At 41.8% G+C, this 18,771-nt stretch carries 16 protein-coding genes; all 16 read left to right on the top strand.

The genetic code is table 11. The annotated features are described in order from the left end of the window. Positions 1–579 precede the first annotated feature (579 nt). The 16 genes from PGS10_RS12290 (at position 580) to PGS10_RS12215 (ending at position 18,765) form a co-directional block, all read left to right on the top strand. The gene (locus PGS10_RS12290) at positions 580–3,240 is read left to right on the top strand and encodes a filamentous hemagglutinin N-terminal domain-containing protein (RefSeq protein WP_316423031.1); all 2,661 of its coding nucleotides are present in this window, start codon (positions 580–582) and stop codon (positions 3,238–3,240) included. A 58-nt stretch (positions 3,241–3,298) separates the two neighbouring features. Continuing rightward, positions 3,299–4,945 carry a ShlB/FhaC/HecB family hemolysin secretion/activation protein gene (locus PGS10_RS12285; RefSeq protein ID WP_316423029.1) on the top strand — a complete coding sequence of 549 codons (1,647 nt, stop codon included), beginning with the start codon at positions 3,299–3,301 and terminating at the stop codon, positions 4,943–4,945. An 18-nt stretch (positions 4,946–4,963) separates the two neighbouring features. Continuing rightward, positions 4,964–5,332 carry a holo-ACP synthase gene (gene acpS, locus PGS10_RS12280; RefSeq protein ID WP_088389819.1) on the top strand — a complete coding sequence of 123 codons (369 nt, stop codon included), beginning with the start codon at positions 4,964–4,966 and terminating at the stop codon, positions 5,330–5,332. Between the two features lie 18 nt (positions 5,333–5,350). Next, positions 5,351–6,106, top strand: a complete 756-nt coding sequence (locus PGS10_RS12275; RefSeq protein ID WP_049059413.1) for an SDR family oxidoreductase — start codon at positions 5,351–5,353, stop codon at positions 6,104–6,106. A gap of 3 nt (positions 6,107–6,109) precedes the next feature. Then, positions 6,110–6,658: a 3-hydroxyacyl-ACP dehydratase FabZ family protein gene (locus PGS10_RS12270; protein ID WP_316423027.1), complete on the top strand. Its 549-nt coding sequence runs from the start codon at positions 6,110–6,112 to the stop codon at positions 6,656–6,658. An 18-nt stretch (positions 6,659–6,676) separates the two neighbouring features. Further along, positions 6,677–6,958 carry an acyl carrier protein gene (locus PGS10_RS12265; protein ID WP_316423025.1) on the top strand — a complete coding sequence of 94 codons (282 nt, stop codon included), beginning with the start codon at positions 6,677–6,679 and terminating at the stop codon, positions 6,956–6,958. Between the two features lie 29 nt (positions 6,959–6,987). Further along, positions 6,988–8,157 carry an aminomethyltransferase family protein gene (locus PGS10_RS12260; RefSeq protein ID WP_316423024.1) on the top strand — a complete coding sequence of 390 codons (1,170 nt, stop codon included), beginning with the start codon at positions 6,988–6,990 and terminating at the stop codon, positions 8,155–8,157. A 71-nt stretch (positions 8,158–8,228) separates the two neighbouring features. Next, positions 8,229–10,787, top strand: coding sequence for a beta-ketoacyl-[acyl-carrier-protein] synthase family protein (locus PGS10_RS12255; RefSeq protein WP_316423022.1), 2,559 nt, complete (start codon positions 8,229–8,231; stop codon positions 10,785–10,787). A gap of 4 nt (positions 10,788–10,791) precedes the next feature. Continuing rightward, positions 10,792–12,012, top strand: coding sequence for a beta-ketoacyl synthase N-terminal-like domain-containing protein (locus PGS10_RS12250; RefSeq protein WP_047078655.1), 1,221 nt, complete (start codon positions 10,792–10,794; stop codon positions 12,010–12,012). A 1-nt stretch (position 12,013) separates the two neighbouring features. Beyond that, positions 12,014–12,979, top strand: a complete 966-nt coding sequence (locus PGS10_RS12245) for an ATP-binding protein (protein WP_074165883.1) — start codon at positions 12,014–12,016, stop codon at positions 12,977–12,979. 8 nt (positions 12,980–12,987) lie between these two features. Further along, positions 12,988–13,704, top strand: a complete 717-nt coding sequence (locus PGS10_RS12240) for an ABC transporter ATP-binding protein (protein WP_063416609.1) — start codon at positions 12,988–12,990, stop codon at positions 13,702–13,704. After that, complete coding sequence (locus PGS10_RS12235) at positions 13,679–14,329, top strand: hypothetical protein (RefSeq protein ID WP_047044475.1); 651 nt, start codon at positions 13,679–13,681, stop codon at positions 14,327–14,329. Before PGS10_RS12240 ends, PGS10_RS12235 begins: the two co-directional genes overlap by 26 nt. Further along, positions 14,330–15,640: an ABC transporter permease gene (locus PGS10_RS12230; protein WP_045390866.1), complete on the top strand. Its 1,311-nt coding sequence runs from the start codon at positions 14,330–14,332 to the stop codon at positions 15,638–15,640. Positions 15,641–15,648: 8 nt separating this feature from the next. Then, on the top strand, positions 15,649–16,437 hold the full coding sequence (locus PGS10_RS12225; RefSeq protein WP_047078654.1) for an outer membrane lipoprotein-sorting protein: 789 nt from the start codon (positions 15,649–15,651) through the stop codon (positions 16,435–16,437). Positions 16,438–16,490: 53 nt separating this feature from the next. Further along, the gene (locus PGS10_RS12220) at positions 16,491–17,822 is read left to right on the top strand and encodes a hypothetical protein (protein WP_316423077.1); all 1,332 of its coding nucleotides are present in this window, start codon (positions 16,491–16,493) and stop codon (positions 17,820–17,822) included. A gap of 13 nt (positions 17,823–17,835) precedes the next feature. After that, the gene (locus tag PGS10_RS12215) at positions 17,836–18,765 is read left to right on the top strand and encodes an ACP S-malonyltransferase (RefSeq protein WP_316423017.1); all 930 of its coding nucleotides are present in this window, start codon (positions 17,836–17,838) and stop codon (positions 18,763–18,765) included. Positions 18,766–18,771 lie beyond the last annotated feature (6 nt).

Raw genomic sequence — 18,771 nt, 5'->3', positions numbered from 1 at the left:
TGAACCTCAAAACGATGAATTCATACTTACATGATAAAACATGAGAGTGAATAAACCCCGGAAGAAGAGGGGCATACAGCGTTGATCTCAATCATGAAATAAGGAAAGTTGATTATGCACGGAACGAATTCACTTTTTGTTCATTATTTTAATCGGTGAAACTGTAACGGAGTAAGGATACGGCGTTGTGTGTGCCATTATTTATTACGCATCGCTAAAAAAATTTTGAATTGGTTTAGCAGGCGAGATGAGAACTGATGAACTAACAGCGTTGAAACGAGTCGTTACGCTCGATGCGTGGACAGGGGATGTCTCATATTTTGTATGAATTGAATCAATTTTCTTTGTTCCATGTAGGTATATGCATTCGGCGTAGGCGAGCGCAAAAATACATTTTTAATATATTTAAAAATAATTTATTGAATAGAACTGCATATAACATTTGATGAGTTTACGTGCTTTTCACAGGGATTTTGTATGCATGATGCGTACTTAAAATAGTCAGGGTGAATATTGCTGCATTAGCGCAGATTATTCCTTCTGGCTGCACTCAATCAATACTATCTTAGAAAGGTTCATATGAAATACCACGAAAACAAAAAAAGGTCAGTGAAATTAAACCCGATTGCAGCGTCATTATTACTGCTGATGCCCGTAATGGCGCAGGCGGAAATTTCTATTAAAAATGGCAGCGTTACTGAAGCTTCCAATGGCGTGCCGGTTGTTAATATCGCCAAAGCGAACAGCAATGGCCTTTCGCATAACGTATATGACACGCTGAATGTTGGTGCCGAGGGCGTTATTTTTAATAACGCAACAAGCGCAGCACAGTCCGTGCTGGCAGGGCAGATTGCGGCCAACCCGAACCTTACGGATGGCAGCGCAATGGTTATTCTTAACGAAGTAACTTCAACAAATGCCAGTACCATTAATGGCATGATGGAAGTTGCAGGTGATTCCGCTCACTTAATCATTGCCAACCCTAATGGCATTACGACTCAGGGAGGCGGATTCATCAACGCTGAAAAAGGGACATTGACGACTGGCACGCCAAAGATCGGTGATGATGGGCTGCTAAATGGCTATTCGGTTAATGGCGGAACGATTACGGTAAGTGGATTTCAGAGCGACTCGCCGACCGAAATCCTCGCGCGCAGTATCGTGGTGAATGGCGCTCTTTCTGCGAGTGAACTTAATGTCGTCGCTGGCAATAATGCCCTTAATACTGAGGGGGTGGTGACGGGTACCGTGACTGCTACTGGCAATGCTAGCAGCTATGGCGTGGATGTATCTAAGTTAGGCGGAATGTACGCGAATAAGATTAACCTCGTCAGTACTGAAACTGGGGTTGGTGTGCGAAATCAGGGAACGATTGCAGGCGGCGATAGCGGTATAAAGCTTACCAGCAATGGGAAGTTAGTTAATAAAAATGCAGCTATCCAGTCTAGTGGCGATATCACCCTGAACACCAACGGTGTTTTAGAAAATAGCGCAGGGAAAATCAATAACGATAAAATGATCGCTATTGATACTTCGGGTAATAATGTTAGTAATATCAACGGTGGCAATATTTTAGCAACCACGAATAACTATATTACCAGCGGTAAATTCGATAATAGTAATGGTAAACTGGCTGCCGGACAAACGCTGGCTGTCAATACCAGTGGTAATACTTTTACCAATACCGGAAAAGCTAAAACGGCGGGTATTGAGGCGGGTGTCGTTGCAATAGAATCAGGTGATTTTAATAATAACAACGGTCAGATTCATGCTGGCTATGTTGGCCTGAAAAATACATCGTTAACCAATAATGGTGGCACTATTGATTCAACGGGCAATGTCGAAGTTGAAAGTACTGGAAACATTGAAAACGTAACTGGTTTGATCCGTTCCAGTGCTGGTGCTGTAAAATTAACGACAACGAAAGCAGTTAAAAACAACGACAACAAATCGGCCGATACCACGGGCGGTGAATCCTTGGGTATCGTCTCAGGTAATGGCATCGAGATTGCTGCTGACTACTTATTCAACTGGGCTGGCGAAATTGCCTCAGATGGTGATGTGAGCATCCAAACCACCAGTGATATTGATAACTATATGGGTAAAATTGAAAGCAGTAAGACTGTTTCAATTACTGGTCGCGACATCAATACCAGCCAATCCGGTATTAACGGAGGAGATGGTGTAAATATCGATCTCGATAATTACTACAGCCGCTTGGGGGTGATAACTTCAGTAAACGGTGATGTTACTATCAAAGCCAACACCGTGAGCACAGACAGTTCAGTCATTAAAGCTAAAAATATCAGTATCGATTCCGGAGCTGATATCGATGCTAAATATACTATGATGGTTGCTGATCAAAAACTAGCGCTTAATGCGGCAGGCAAAATCACCAGCACCGATAGCGACAAGTTCGGTTTCTATGTTGGCCAATATTTCGGTTATGGAAACCAACAAGGTGGTTTAATTGGTGGTGAGGGTGTTGATATTACGGCGAAAAGCCTGAATAACGAATCCGGTCGTATCATTGCGCAAACCGGTGATGTAAATATTAACCTGACTGGCGATCTTGCCAGTAACAAAGGGCAGATTGTTGCGAATTCCGGGAAAATGACGATTGCAGCGAAGAGAATTGCCGCTGATTATGCAACAATCTACAGTTCAGGCAACATGAAGATTGATGCCAGTGGATTATCGTCCAAAGCAAGTGGCTCTATCGCAAAAAACACGGCTACCGGTATCATCTCTTCTGATAGCGACGTATTGATTAATATCAATGGAGATTATAATAATACCGGCTGGGTGAACGCCAAAGGTAATATGACGGTAAATGCTTCTGGTTATCTGACTAATAACCATGCATTTAGTGCTGATGGTGATTTGAACCTGACGGGGAAAACCATTACTAATAACAGTGATATTGCTGCTGGAAATACGCTTAATATTTCTACAGCAAATGACCTGACCAATAACCTTGGCGCGAACATTTCGGCCAAAACAACTAACGTCACCACTAAAAATATCTCTAACTGGGCTAACTTAGTTGCTGACAGCGAATTGAACGTCACGGCAAGTAATAACATTTATAATTACGGTAATCTGTATACCAATGGTAAAGCTGTTATCAATGCCAAAAAAATAGTCAATACTGGTTTTTGGGCTGTATTAGGTGGTGCGCAAGGATTTCAGACTACTGCTAATATTGTAAACATTTTTGGTACCGTGGTCGGTAAATAAATCAGGTAGCAGGTGAAAGCAGTAAGGGATTACTGCTTTCACATTATCAGGATATGAAATGGATATTCGACATACATTAATTATTACTTCTCTTTTTTTGGTTGCGCTTCCTGTGGCTGCTGCTGATGTTCAGTTAGGTCGTCTTATAAAAGAACAGCAAAGTAACGATAATGCGTCCTTACAAGACAGAAAAATAGAGCAGAAAGATGTGTATTCTGATGCCACAACAAAGAAATATACTGATAGCACATTCCCGCAAGAAACACCTTGTTTTCAGATCAATGAATTGATTCTTAGTGATGATTTTTTAGATAATAATGAATTAAAGAAAATAGAAAATCAGGTAGTTGGTCAATGTCTCGGAATGAATGGGCTCAAAAAGGCTGCGGTGCTGTTCCAGGATTATTATATAAACGCAGGGTATATTACTACCAGAGTTGAAATTCCAACTCAGGATTTATCAACGAAAAAATTAAAACTGACAGTTGTGCCTGGAAGAATTTCAGAGATCGTTGTTGCTGGAAATGATATAATCAAGTGGATTTTACCTTTTTCAGTTGGCGATATTCTGAACATCCGAGATCTAGAACAAGGCCTGGAAAACATACAGAGAACCCCTGAGGTGGATGTAAAGATCAACATTCTGCCAGGTTCCGAAAATGGTTCGAGCAAAGTAGTAATAAATACGCAGCGCAAAAAAAAATGGAGCTTAAGGGCTTCCTATAATAACTTCGGCGATCAGAGTACTGGTAGTGAACTTATCGGTGGAACAAGTTATTTATATAATGTCACAGGCTTGAGTGACCTTTTTTATCTTGCAGGGACAGGTAGCCAAACGGGTGGCTATAAGAACGTGAGTACTTATTATAGTGTGCCATTCGGTTATTATGATCTTAGTCTCTATTATAGTAAAAGTAAATCCCATCAAGGCATCGATATTGGTGCATATACTTTTGACTATATTGGCAAGACAGAATACTTCAGTCTTAAAGGCAATAGAATGCTATACCGCAATGTGAACTCAAAATTGTCTGCAAGCGCTGAACTGATCAGACGTAAGTATGACTACACATTGGGTGGGACAGAACTGGTATTGCAAAAGCGTGATATGGGTAATGTACGGTTAGGCGTAAATTATAAGAGAAACTTTACCGGGGCAGCACTGGACTCCACGGTAACCTGGCAGCGGTTTACCAAGGCGTTTGGCGGTACCGATACACCTGATATGCGCACTGGCACTGTTAGTAAAGAAAGTCAAATTGTGAACCTTAATGTGAATTACGTGAAATGGTTAACAATGTTGCCAGTTAACGCCTATTATGAACTTAATTTTGGCGCCCAGTATTCACCGGATAATTTGACGTTACAGGATCAGTTCACGATAGGCGATCGTTGGAGTGTGCGTGGTTTTCAAAATAGTGATGGGATCTATGGCAATAAAGGTTTCTTTTTACAGAACACGCTAAATGCTGTGACGGGTTATAAAGGTCTCATACCCTATATCGGTGCAGATTACGGTCAAATAATTGGTAAGTTACCTTCACAGAACCTTAGTGGCAAAAAAATAATGGGTGGTATTTTGGGTGTCAAAGGGGCTGTCAGAGCTCTGGAATATGATGCTTCGGTATCAGCCCCTTTTATCTATCCTAATAATTTGGATGTCGATGAATATAAATTAAATTTCAACTTTGCGTACCAGATTTAATTCATTGGGGGATGTGAAATGCGTATTGGTACAGATATTGTTGAAGTGGCAAGAATAGAAAAAGCCATTGCCAATGATAAGTCAGGATTTCTTCATCGAGTATTTACGGATAATGAGATCAAAGATATTGATTTTCCTTGCCCTAATTATGAGAGGGCATCAGGATTTTGGGCTGCTAAGGAGTCTCTGGTAAAAGCCATAGGATATGGATTTAGTCACGGGATCCGTTTCCATGACATTGAGGTCGTTCATGATGAATATGGAAAACCTGAATTCATATTGTCAGGGAGTGTTAAGGAGATTCTAAATAATCAACAAATTATGAATATATCATTGAGTATTTCACACTGCCGGACATATGCGATAGCCGCAACCATAATCTATTAATAAAGGCATTCATGTAAAATGTATAGGTATAGCGATCTTGTAAGTAAAAAGGTGCTGATTACTGGTGCCAGCGGCGACATAGGTCTTGCAATTTGCGAGAAATTTCTTGAGCAAAAATGCACGGTATATGCGTTGTATAAATCAAATGTCGAGCCTTTGATTGCTCTGAAAGGAAACCATGCTAATGGCAACTTACTTAATATTTTGCCATGCGATCTCACAAGCCAGAAAGAAGTGACTGCGTTGTGTGAGCGCTTGACTGTCGAAGCCGGAAGACTGGACGTGCTGGTGAATAATACGGGGATTGTTAAGGATAGCCTCTTTGCATCAATGACCTTTGATGATTTTTATTCTGTCATTAGCATTAATTTACTTAGCTTGTTCCGGTTAACGAAGGAAGCATTAATGCTATTACGTTCAGCGGAAAATCCAGTTGTTATTAATGTCGCATCGGTGGCTGCTCTTGTACCAAGCGTTGGCCAGGCAAACTATAGCGCATCAAAAGGTGCAATATTAAGTTTTACCAGGACACTTGCCGCTGAGCTGGCGCCGCGGGGAGTACGCGTTAACGCGGTCGCGCCGGGGATGATTGAATCTAAAATGGCGAAGAAGGTTCCACGTACAGTTGTTCGTGAAGTGACTAACTCAATTCCATTAAAACGACTCGGAAAATGTGACGAGGTGGCCAACGTTATTGTTTATTTAAGTTCTTCAGCATCTAGCTATGTCATAGGGCAAACCATCGTCGTCGATGGTGGCATGGTAATGCGGTGATATATGTCTAAGTATTCAATACCACCAAAAATTTTTCTTGCTATGGGCGGCTGGCGTCAACCTTTACTCATGGTAGATAAAATAGTCGATTTTAAATACGGAGAGAATGGCTTCATCAAAGTTATAAAACATGTAACTTATAATGATCCTTATCTGCTTGGACATTTTCCGGAAGATCCCATTATGCCAGGAGCGATCATTTCTGAGATATTTGGCCAGGCAAGCGAGTATTATTCTTTTCTCACTGATATCTGTGATATTTATCAACAACACTCGGGTAAAGAACTTAGGTCATTGCGTGATATCCATGCTTATATCAAGCATCCGGATATGTTGAGCATAATACATGCAAGGCGTGCTGCGGTGCGTGGAGTGTTAGCATCACAGAATTTGAAATTTAAAGAAACGGCTTACCCGGGAGATACGATTGAAGTGGTAAGCAAGCTGTCATTTTCTGATGATAGTGGGTTTAAACATTATTTAGTTACAGCTAATGTTGGCAAGAAAATTATTAGCCAGGGCGTCATTATTAACTTTAGAGAAATCAATTAATTATCCAAGGAGTTCGGTGTGACAAACATCCATGATGAAATTGATGAAAGAAAAAAAATAATCATCACGATTAAAAACGAAATTATTCAACGCCTGAATGTCCAGCGTGAGGCTCATCAAATAGATGATGATACGCCCTTGTTTGGCAATGGCTTGAAACTTGACTCTGTCGATGCAACGGAGATTATCGTTATGCTTGATAAAACCTTCAACATCCAGGTCTCAGAAGGCGATGATCCAGCCTATATGCGCAGCATAAATAATCTGGCATCTTTCATTCTAAAGAAAAAATCATCCTGAATTGATAAGGTTATATTGAAGGGTATTTTATGAAGTTACTTTCTGATCTCCATTTTAAAAACAATGCGGTTATGGGTATCTATAATCACCAATGCGTACCTTCTTCATATCATGATATTTATGAAGAGTATAAAGCTGTGCGTGAAAATGTCTTGCTGGTAGATTATTCTCATATGTCCATTACCAGTGTGATGGGGGAGGATGCATGGGCGCTTGTAAACTATTTGGTCTCTGCAGATGTATCGATCATCCGTGATGAACAGGGTATTTACTCTTTGCTGCTTAACGCTGATGGAACAATCCGCGGTGATGCTTATGTTCTGTGCGCCGCTGAAGGCTATTATATTCTATCAGAGAATCTGACTGCACAAGAAGTTATAAATATCCTGAATGAAATCCTTGTTAAGGCGGATGATTTAGATATTCAGGAGATTCCAGAAATAAAATCGATGGGAGAGAATGACTGGGGCGTCATTATGCTGGAAGGACCTTATGCCTGGGAAGTAATGGCAGAGGTTTATGGTTTTGATATCATTGGCCTACCTTATTATGAATATATGAATACCAATGATGGACTTATGGTTTTTCGTTGTGGGAAACATGGCGAATTCGCATATCAATTGATTGGTGCACAAGCAACGCTTGTCACTATGTGGATGAAGTTACAAGAAATAGGCGCCAGATATTCGCTGAAAACCGGTGGCTTAGAATATCAACGTCTGGTGAGAATTGAAAATACAGGATGGGATGAAAGTATTTACCCTCGCTATTCCACAAATCCGGTGGAACTGCAAATGCAGTGGGCTATCCAGTATGATAAAGAGGACTTTATTGGTAAGAGTGCAGTCGTGGAGTTATCGCGAAATGGCGCACAACGTAAGCTTATTGGGATCTCTCCATGCGATGAATGTTGTCAGATCGATTCAGATGATCTTGTGATGGTTAATGGACAACAGGTAGGGGTTATTATTAATGCAACATATTCGCCGGCCAGGCAAGCATGGATTGCGTTGGCCCTTATTGATGAATGTTATGCGTTAGCCGATATTTCAGGTTTTAGCCTTAAAACCGCAAATGGTGAAATCGCTGCGAAAACACAGAACTTACCCTTTATTTATAACTTGAGTTTGTTGGTTAATCCCACAACGCATAGCTTTGTTGATGCTTCGAAAGCAAAGAGCGCGTTTGCCACGGTATAACGTTTAGCGATGACAATATTATATCCAGCATCGGTCGGTAGAAAATAACAATCGGGATAAAGCATAATATTATGAAAACTAGTAGAAAAAGAGTGGTTATTACCGGTATGGGGATTTTGTCGTCTCTGGCTGACAACATCGCAGACTTCAGGCAAGCGCTGCTGGAGAAAAAAAATGGCATCGCTGATAGTGCGCGTTTCTCTAAATGGTTTGCAAACGCCCGTGCGGCTGAAATGCTGCATCAAATTCATTGTCCCGAATTATCGAAAGAGGTTGTCTCATCGCTAGATAATGCTGCACTTTGGGCCTACAAAGTTGGTAAGGAAGCACTAGAGCAGGCAGAACTGGCGACCCATCGGGAGTGCCTGGAACAGATGGGGCTGATTGTAGGCGTTTCTTCTGCAGGCACTGAAGCATTCCTTCCGTTATTTGAGCAGCATATTCAGGACTTTTCGTTACGGAAGGCTCTTTTTTCAGGCAGCTTTTCATCGTGTTGTTCCAGCGCATCTACGTTATTAGGCCTGAAAGGAGGCGTGGAACTCGTTGCAACGGCTTGTACGGCAAGCCCGAACGCCGTCGGCATGGCTTTTGATTACATCCAAAACGGCAAAAGCAAGGCTATGCTGGCTATTGGAACAGAACCTATTTATTTACCCACCTTTGCCGGTTTTTATGCCCTGAACGTTATGCACCCGCAATCGTGTTCGCCATTTTCGGGGCATTCAGGTATGTCTATTGGCGAAGGCGCAGGGGCAATAGTCCTGGAAGAGTATGAGCATGCGGTCGCGCGTGGTGCGACGATTCTCGGCGAAATTCTCTCGTACGCCACCTCGTGTGATGCATACCATGAAACGGGGCCCGACCCGCGAGCTAGCGGCGCAGTGCAGGTCATGCAGAAAGCCATGGCGAATGCAGGTATCAAACCTGAGCAAATTGATTACGTTAATGCGCATGGTACGGGAACGCAGGCTAATGACCAAATAGAAACTCTGGCGATGAAGAAAGTTTTCTCTGGCGCCGAAAATATATTGATCAGTTCTACTAAATCGTATTTTGGCCACAATATTGGCGCCGCCGGTATTGTCGAGCTCATCGCTTGTTTAGTTACCCTTCCGCAGAAGCATGTTCTGCCAACGTTGAATTTTTCGCAGCCGCGCCCTAACTGCGATCTGGACTACGTGGCGAATGAGTTTCGACACAAAGATATCAATATCTTTATGAAGAATAACTACGCATTCGGCGGTAATAATTGCTGCATGATTGTCAGTACCAAACCATGTTCAGTTCCTCTTACCGCCTATGATGCCAAACGTGTTGTTATAACTGGGATAGGTGCCGTATCGGCTATTGGACATACGCTTAATGAAATTCTTCGCTATATCCATGAAGATGCCAGGTCGCTGGAGTTGAGCGGCGTAGTATTTCCTGATGATACGCTTGAAGAGGCTAAAGCGCTGTTGGATGTTGTAGAAAAAACTAATCAGTTTGCGGAAATATTTGGCGAAGAATATCGAGAAGCGGCCTACCGACAGCCGGAGTCAGAAAAGCACTTTAAAACTTACCAGGTGAAAGGCCTCGAACCACGTAAACATTTACGCCGCTATGACCCACGCAAAGCAACGCGCGGCGGTACGTTTGCGCTGATTGCACTTTCAGAAGCGCTGAATAGGGCGAAACGCAAGATTAAACGTGATGGAGAGGAGCTGGGCATGGTTCTGGGGATGGCCCGTGGACCGCAAGAAACTACCTACAAGTATTTACAAAGTTTAAAGCCCGATCCGCGCAAAGTACGTACTTCAGAGTTTCCTGGTTCGCTGATGAACTCGATGACGACATTTTGTGGGATTTCGGAAGGTATAAAGGGATATACGACTACGTTAGCGACCGGTGAAAACGCCGCGCTTGGCGCATTGACTTATGGCTATGAAATTGTTCGCCAGCAACTACAGCCACAGGTCATTGTTGGCGGGGCTGATGAATATTTTCCATCGATGTCCCTGTATATGGATGCGGTGACCAACAAGATTCATATGACGTCAAATGTCGCTGATTATCAGATATATGCCAAAGAGGAACGTGGATATGTTCCTGGTGAAGGGGCCTGTATGCTGTTATTGGAAGACGCGCGTGCAGCAGCTACCCGTGGCGCTGAAATATTGGGAGAAATTGCAGGTTATGGTAAGTCATGCAGTAATTCCTACTTTGATGCGACGCAGATTGAGGAAAAATCTACCGCAATGTCGCTGGCGATCGCTCGCGCGCTTGCCGATGCGGGTATTACCGCAAAAGAGATTGATTTAGTGTGTGGAACTAGTAGTGGCAGCGAAGTTAGCTCAATCATAGAAATTAATGCAATCTATGATTCATTCCATAGCCATAATCCACATGTTCCAGTGGTGAATTATAACGCATTTTTTGGCTTTGTTGCTTCGTCTGCAGGGCTTTTAAACCTGGCGGTGATTCTTGATTGTATTCAAAGACAATCGGTTCCTGCTATTCCATATACACAAAACTTTGCCGACGCAAGAATTAACTTTGTAAAGAAAACACGAGAAATAGCTATCAAATACGCTCTTTTAATTGGCGCTACAGAAGGCGGGAATTATTACGCTATCGTGATTAAAGGATAACAAGGTGAGCGGGAGAGCTATTATTTCTGGCTTCAGTGTATCCTTGCCATATGCTGAGAATAGTTCGCTGTTAATTCGAAATCTGCAGCAAGGAAAACGGGTACATTTGTCGCCATGGTTTATATCAGATAACCAGGCTAGAGAATGTGGATTTGCAGAGAATATATTCATTGCGAAACTACAACGAGAAAACGATAGCGCTTTTGAACTGGTGTACAAACTCATTGATGACGCCTTACTACAGGCTGGTCTTAGTAATGACAGCCTGAAAGGCAACAGAGTTAGAGTATATATTACCGGAATAGGCCCTCGTGTTGATGTTATGGATTACAGGAATTTTTATAATTACAATGATATGGAAGATGTTTCGGTAACATCTTCAATTAAAAATCTTTCTGTAAAAAATATGTCGCAGGATAATGTTTCTTATACGCTGGGGCTAAAGTATGAGTTGCAATATTTGCCGCCAAATATGAACTGTACAAGTAACTCATCATTGACGGCTATTCATTTGGTTACCAGGGCAATAGAGAGTGGAGGTATTGACCTCGGGCTTGTTATTAATATTTCAAAAATTAAATATCAGGATCTTGTATTCCTTGCAAGCCAGGGAATGTTGGACAGTAAAATTGTCCAGCCCTTCGGGGTAAACAGCAATGGTGTGCATTTTGCCGAAGGCTATAGCGTTATGTTACTGGAAAGTCAACAACACCGAATGATGCGCGGAAAAAGTCCGGGAGTATGTATTACTTCGGCATATAAGCAAATTAATGCTAGTCGAAGTAATGATGCATCCTGGCAAAGCACCAGCATTTTGAAGTTGATTCATTCATTATTAAATGACGCTGGGGTGAGAAAAGAGGACCTTTGTGGATTCATCCCTCACGGTAATGGAACCTCATCCAGTGATAAAGTTGAAGCAAAAGCGATCGCTATGTTTGCTGGTGAAACCCCGCTTCCCGTATTGGCCTATAAAGGACAAGTTGGTTATACCGCAACGGGATCTGGGGTGATAGACCTAATTATTGGCTATCATTTACTGCTCACGAATGAATTGATTTTTCCTGTTATCAATGACGAAATCATAGATGATGTCGCTTGCCATATCTCCGTAGAAGGAGGTGTGAGGAAGCATGAAAAAAACCATCTTCTGAAGACCGGGTTAGGCGTCGATGGTTCAGTTGTTGCGTTATTAATGACAAATTTGAATAAGAGTTGTGGTTGATATGAATAGTAAGATGTATTTGTCTTCATATTCATTTCTTGAACCTGAAGAACCGTTTAATTTATATTATCCAAACTGGTTAAATGTATGGGAGTCGCATTCATTCAATACCGCGCTCAAGGCAACGGGAGCGAATGGTTGGCGATTTAAACGCTTTGGCACACGTGCCGAAATATATAATCGTGAAATCACAAGGCGACCAGATCATATACCCTATATTAATGCCATGGAAAGAGTGTCGGACGATGCTCTACATAGCTTATCAGCAAAAGAACGGATGCTACTCCTGAAATCACGAACCGCCTTTATCTATATTGATTCATGGGGGGAGTCAGGCGTTTTTGAATACAATATAAGTAGCCTTAACTTATCAACTATTGATACTTTACCTAAGAATTTGATTAAGAAATTTTCTATCAACAACGTGACCTGTAAAATACGAGGTGAAAACTATGCTCTATTTCAGGCAATGGCATTGACACAGGATTATCTTGCTTGGGATGTATTTGATTTTGTCGTTATCTGCGGAGGTTACCGTGCGGTGCCGTTGTTGGCTTTTACCGCAGAAAGTCTTAGCCAAGGCGAAAGGAAAAAGCATCATAAGCATGTTCCTGGCGTGAATGTGTCAATTGAAAGAGTGGGCTGCTTTATATTCAGTAGAAGAGAAAGTCATATGAGAGTGAACTGTGGTCCATATATATCTAATGGTGTAGACCGCTTGTTTGTATCACAATCAGAAAAAAATAATGATATTGACTTGGTTGCCTATGCCGGTGGTATCAATAAATTAATACCACCTTCTAACAAAGGAGTCGATCTCATTACTCGTTATGGTTGTAGCGGCTGCATGACCCCTGCTTTGAGCTGGCAATACATTGCACACCACGCTTTGCATAATGGCTGTCTTCGAACCGTTATCCCTGGGGCAGTCGGTGGCTATGCTTATTTTGATACCTGGTACGAATAGAAGGCCCTATGCGCAGCAATATAACAGAATTACCTGATATATCTCTGTACGGTATACATAAATCTTATGGTCCTCAGGATAACATTACTATTGCACTGAATGATATTAATCTGGATATTGTAAGAGGTGAGTTCGTAGCATTATGTGGCCCTTCGGGAAGCGGTAAGAGTACCTTGCTTAATATACTTTCAGGTATTGATAAACCAACGGCAGGTAATGTTTTTTTTCTTGGCAAAAATCTAAATGCGCTGTCTGAAAAGAATTTGGCGCGACTCCGTAGTCATCATTTAGGGTTTATTTTTCAGTTTTTCAATTTAGTCCCGGTACTAAGTGTTTTTGATAATGTTTTTTATCCCCTGATGCTAAATGGGCATTTCAATGCAAAAGAGGCGAAAGCACGGAGTCTACATTTCCTCGATAGTGTGGGCTTAGCCCACTTAGTTGGGCGAAAGCCAGGCCAATTATCAGGCGGACAACAACAGCGGGTCGCGATAGCAAGGGCGTTAGCGCATAGTCCTGAAGTCGTTGTTGCCGACGAACCGACCGGAAATTTGGATCTGGCCACTGGAGAAGCGATTCTTGACCTGCTGCTTGACATTAATCGGCGCACAGAGACGACGTTTATTATCTCCACTCATTCGACTCAACTACAAGAGCGAGCTCGTCGGAGAGTGGAAATTAAAGATGGAGCAATAATATATGATTCAGCGAAGCAATCTTTGTAGAGTTTTGCTTCTGTGTTTAACCACAGTTATATTTTCAGCATTCGCTGAATCGATACCCACACCTGTTTCGGATCGTGTTTTACAGGATGGGTTACCAGGTGAGCCAAAAGCATTAGCATCGGTCACAGCAAATTTGCTTAAAGAATATGAACGCACTAATAACGTTGGCGTGCTGATCTTTTATTCATGGGGGATGCTGCGGCAAGCAGCTTATTACCTGAGTGTTAATGATCTGATTCACGCCTCTGAATATGCAAAGACAGGATTCTTCTATATGGATGAGTCGGTAGATGTCAATGAAGATAATTTGCTAATCAGATATTTGCGTGCGCGTGTTGATGCCTGGCTTCCGGGTAATTTGGGGCGCTGCGTGATTACGATTGAAGATACCGACTTGCTGATGAGGAATAGAGATAAATTCAGCGTCGAGATTGTTCGGAAGATCAACGAGATGCGTTTACGAGCTCTCCATCAGTGCCATAGCAAACCACAAGAAGAACAATTCCTTCAGTATCTGAGAAGCGTAGGGCAAAACCTTAAAATCGATTATGCAAATAACAATCCGCCTGCGTGGGAAATGGCTGAAGTCGTGCAGGTTATTGTTCCGGTTATTAAAGGTGATTAAATGTCAAGGGATGTGATATTCATTAATGGTATTGTGGCGTTGTTATTGCTATTTGTAGTTTATAATATCATCTTCAACTATGGTGATGCTAAATTTTCATTCCTTAATTTGCTACGGCATCAGCGTAGAACCCTTTCTACTATTTTTGCAATTGTTTTAGGTGGTGGCGCTATATTTCTATATGGTGGTTTTATCAAATACTCTTTTTGGATACTCAAGGAGCAGACGATACGAACTAATGTTGGCCATGTGCAAATTTATAATAAATCCTACTTTGAAACGGCTAATAAGAATAAAAGCCTTATTTCTGACTACATTTCACTAAAGCATAATATATTACAAAATGCCTATTTTTCTAATGCAATTTCGACAATTTCAGGTCAGCTAGAGTTTAGTGGGATTATATCTCACTACGAAAGCGAAACGTCAAATTATTTTTCGGCGCAAGGCATTGAACCATTACCATCTCTGAAGCTAGGAGCATTTGATAAGATAGTCTTTGGAAGCGATTTATCTCGTGTAAAACATAATGAAATTACCATCGGAAGCGGTTTGGCCAAAACACTTGATAGCCACTATGGTGACTGGCTCGATATCCTGGCGGTAAATGTGGCAGGAGGACAGGGCGCTATATCAGTCAAACTCCGTGGCATCTTTGAGTCGGGAATTAAGGATTATGATGATGTTGCACTAAAGATACCTCTTGATACCGCTCAGCGAATCATGGGTACGAATGGCGTCAGTAAAATAGTTATCTTATTAAAACATGATGATGTAGCGCCATTTGTTATTAAAATGAGAGAGTTTATCGCTCAACAGAATTTACCCCTTATCGTTAAGGACTGGAAGGAAAGCTCTATTTTTTACCAGCAAGTTGAAGGCATGCTTTCGGGTATCTATTTTTTTATTAAAGTCATAGTAGCACTTATTGTGATATTTATGATCGGTAATTCAATGACCATGAATATCGTTGAGCGGACTAAAGAGATCACGACACTACGAGCCATCGGTTTACAGTCCAGTCGTGTTACGCTTTTATTCTGGTTGGAAGGTATATATATAGGCATTTTGGGGGCAATCGGTAGCCTTGCTTTTGGTTATACCATTGCTGCGATTATTAATATTTCCGGCATTGCAATGCCTCCTTCTCCAGGGCAGTCAGTTGGATATACTGCATTTATTAAAAGCAATGACGCAGAGTTAATTTGGTTTACCTTGATGTTGCCAATTTTAACGTCAGCCCTGGCTTCTATCATTCCTGCATATCGTGCATCGCGGCTTAATATTACAGATGCATTTAAATCTTCATAGAGGGCAGTATGAGAATTGGCATGTGGTATTTATTATATTTGGCAGTATTACTGCATTCAGCTGCAGTGCAAGCGACAAAAATTGATCAGCAGGCTCTGGAGATTATTCGCAGGGCGGATGAAGTTCGTTCACCAAATGAACCTTTCCGCTATGAAGTGACCGTGTTGGAGTTTAAAGAGGGAGTGGATGAACCTGAAAATAAACAATCTCTTGATATTTCAATGCGATTTATTAAGCCGAAAAACGGTATTAAAGCTGACGCTCGTTCATTGATACGCTTTACTTATCCTCCGCGAGATAAAGGTAAAGTCATGTTATCTGATTGGTATGATTTATGGTTTTATACACCTGAGCTTCGAAGGCCAGTTCCCATTTCGCGTTCACAACGCTTAATAGGCCAGATCTCTAATGGTGATGTTATCGTAACGAACTTCGAATATGCCTATGATTCGACGCTGGAGGGTGAGGAGCCTTGTGGTGATAAAATCTGCTATCGGTTGTCTCTTATTCGTAAATCTGAGGCCGTTACTTATCCAAAAGTGATTTACCTGGTAGAAAAAAACGCCGAGTATCGACCATTTAAGGCATCATATTACTCACTTGATAATCAATTACTCAAGAGTGTTTTGTATAAAAACTATCAAATGGTATTGGGAATGTACCGGCCAACAGAAATTATTGTGCAGAATACTCGGTATGAAAAGGGCTATTCTGTCATGAAGTATAGTAATGTTCGCCTTGAGTCCTTACCAGAATTTCACTTCACGAAGGAGTTCATTCAGAGGGAAGCAAAGTGAAATTGCTTCGGGCTGTATTACTATCAATTCTAACATTAATACCGTTGTTGGGGATGGCAGATTGTCTTACCGCGGATGAAATACAACAAAATGGTCAATTGATTTTGATGGGGCAAACATCCTTTACACATAAAAATGAGTCTCTATGGCGCATCAGTGGATCTAACCCGTATACCACTGATAACGCCTATAATAATATTTCACTTAACGTCTCTAGCTCTTGTGACATTATTGATGATGTGTTGGCTGTGGATTTTTCATTATATGGCTTTGGATATCATCCGATGAACGAGGTGGGGCTATTCGAAGAAGATAATAGTCGCTCTAAAATATTAATCGATAGGCTAAAGCTGAACGCAACATTATCTGAAAACGTCAGTCTCGAAGGCGGAAAACTTAGACCGCATTCCGGTGCTTTTCATTTAAGATCGCCTGCAGCATTGTTGACGACTTTTTATGCCGGATTTAAACCTACCAGAATATTCGACCCCGGATTTAATTCCACCTATAATGAGCCGTTTTGGGGGGGGCGGATCTCAGAAGAGTTCCGCGATTATGCATTCTCATTTACTATCATACCCAAATTGGCGAGTATTGATCAATATTATGAGTCATCCAGCAACTGGACAGCCAATCAACGGAGCAACAGCAGTGAGTATTATTTATTAAGTTACTCCGATTATCGACTTGCTAATCATCGACTGGCAGCAGATGTGATGCTTGGCGATTCTCCTTCGTTGGCCCTGGCGGATAGCTACAATATAACTCCTCAGTTTGTTGTCAACGTAGAGGCGGCTTTACACAAAAATCAACAGTGGCGGCATTTTTCCCGTGAAAAACGAGATGCAGTATTATCTGGGAAATATCCTTCATCGCTTTATGCTCAGGATGATAAAAAAAACTATGAATTAGCCGTTGGCGGCCAGTATACCACTGACCTTTTTAGTGTATTAGGTATCGAATACTATTACCAGAGTGAAGGATACTCAAAAGCGGCATGGCGAGAGCAGACCGACTTTATTAAACTATTAAGTAATGAAACTGGCTTGTCCAGTTTAGATAAAGTATTTGATGATTATAAGTATCTGATGGGGTCAGAAATAAGTAATACAGGAAATAAATGGATGTTACAAGGACGACATTATATTAATTCGTGGCTAAGTTTACAGAATACTGATCATTCAACTTTTCAGCCCTATCTGGTGATGAACTTAGTTGATGGTAGTGCATTAATTGGCACCCATTATATCAAGCCGGTAAAATGGTTGGGCGAACGGGTAGAGATTTATTCGGGGTTTTATAGCGCATTAGGTCATCGTGATTCTGAGTTCGCACTTTTTGGCGAGACCCTCGGAGTCTATATTGGATTTAAATACTATTTATAAGGATATATTGTCTATGACAAAGTTATCAGAGCAACCATTGGTGCTTATTTTCGCCGGTCAGGGAAATCCTGTAATTGGAATGGGATCAGATTTATGGGATCTAAACGCAACCACCAGACAAATCTGGGATTGCGCTAGTGATGTAACAGGGTTGGATCTTCGTCGGTTATGTCTGAAAGGGCCAATGAATCGTCTGGTGAGAACGACGACACAGCAGGCAGCGGTGACGGCTATCAACGTTACGCTCTATAGTCTTTATGCTGAGCAATTCTCTGACGCTCACATCGTGGGTTCATGTGGGCAAAGTGTTGGTGAATATAGCGCACTCTACGCGGCCGGCGCTTTAACGCTGGAGAATGTGTTCAAACTAATATCAGCGCGCTCAACTATCATGGATGATTTAAGTCATATTCGTAAAGGCGCAATGCTAGCGGTGAGAGGTGCCGATTATCAAACGATAAGCCAGTTGATTAACGATTCCGGAAGTCCGGTTGTGGTGAGTTGTGATAATAGTCCCTATCAGCAGGTGGTTGGCGGAACGCTGCCAGATTTAAGCGAATTCGCCGGGGTACTTATGGGAGCTGGCCTGGAAACGGTAAAGTTGGGCGTTAGCGGTGCCTGGCACACGCCACTAATGGCTGATGGAGTTCAGCTTATGCGAGATGCCCTGGAGGTGGTGGAAATGGTACGGCCAAATTATCCTGTACTAATGAATGTTACCGGGCGCGAAGAAGGTGACCCTGAGATAATTAAAAACAACTTATCGTTGCATTTGACCCATACCGTACAATGGACAGCATCTATGACTGCTTTTTTACAACACACTCCCGTCGTCAGGTTCGTTGAAATCAGCAATAAAGCGTATCTTGGACAATTACTAAATGATTTCGATGATTTCTCGGCAGAGTATTTCATTCATTGTCGAAAAATATTGGGGGTGTAACGAGGC

Origin of the sequence: Klebsiella sp. 141153 (assembly GCF_032601995.1) — a bacterium.
Taxonomy (GTDB): Bacteria; Pseudomonadota; Gammaproteobacteria; order Enterobacterales; family Enterobacteriaceae; genus Klebsiella; species Klebsiella aerogenes.
The sequence above is the reverse complement of the archived record's forward strand: the minus strand, read 5'-3'. Positions and strand labels throughout refer to the sequence as shown.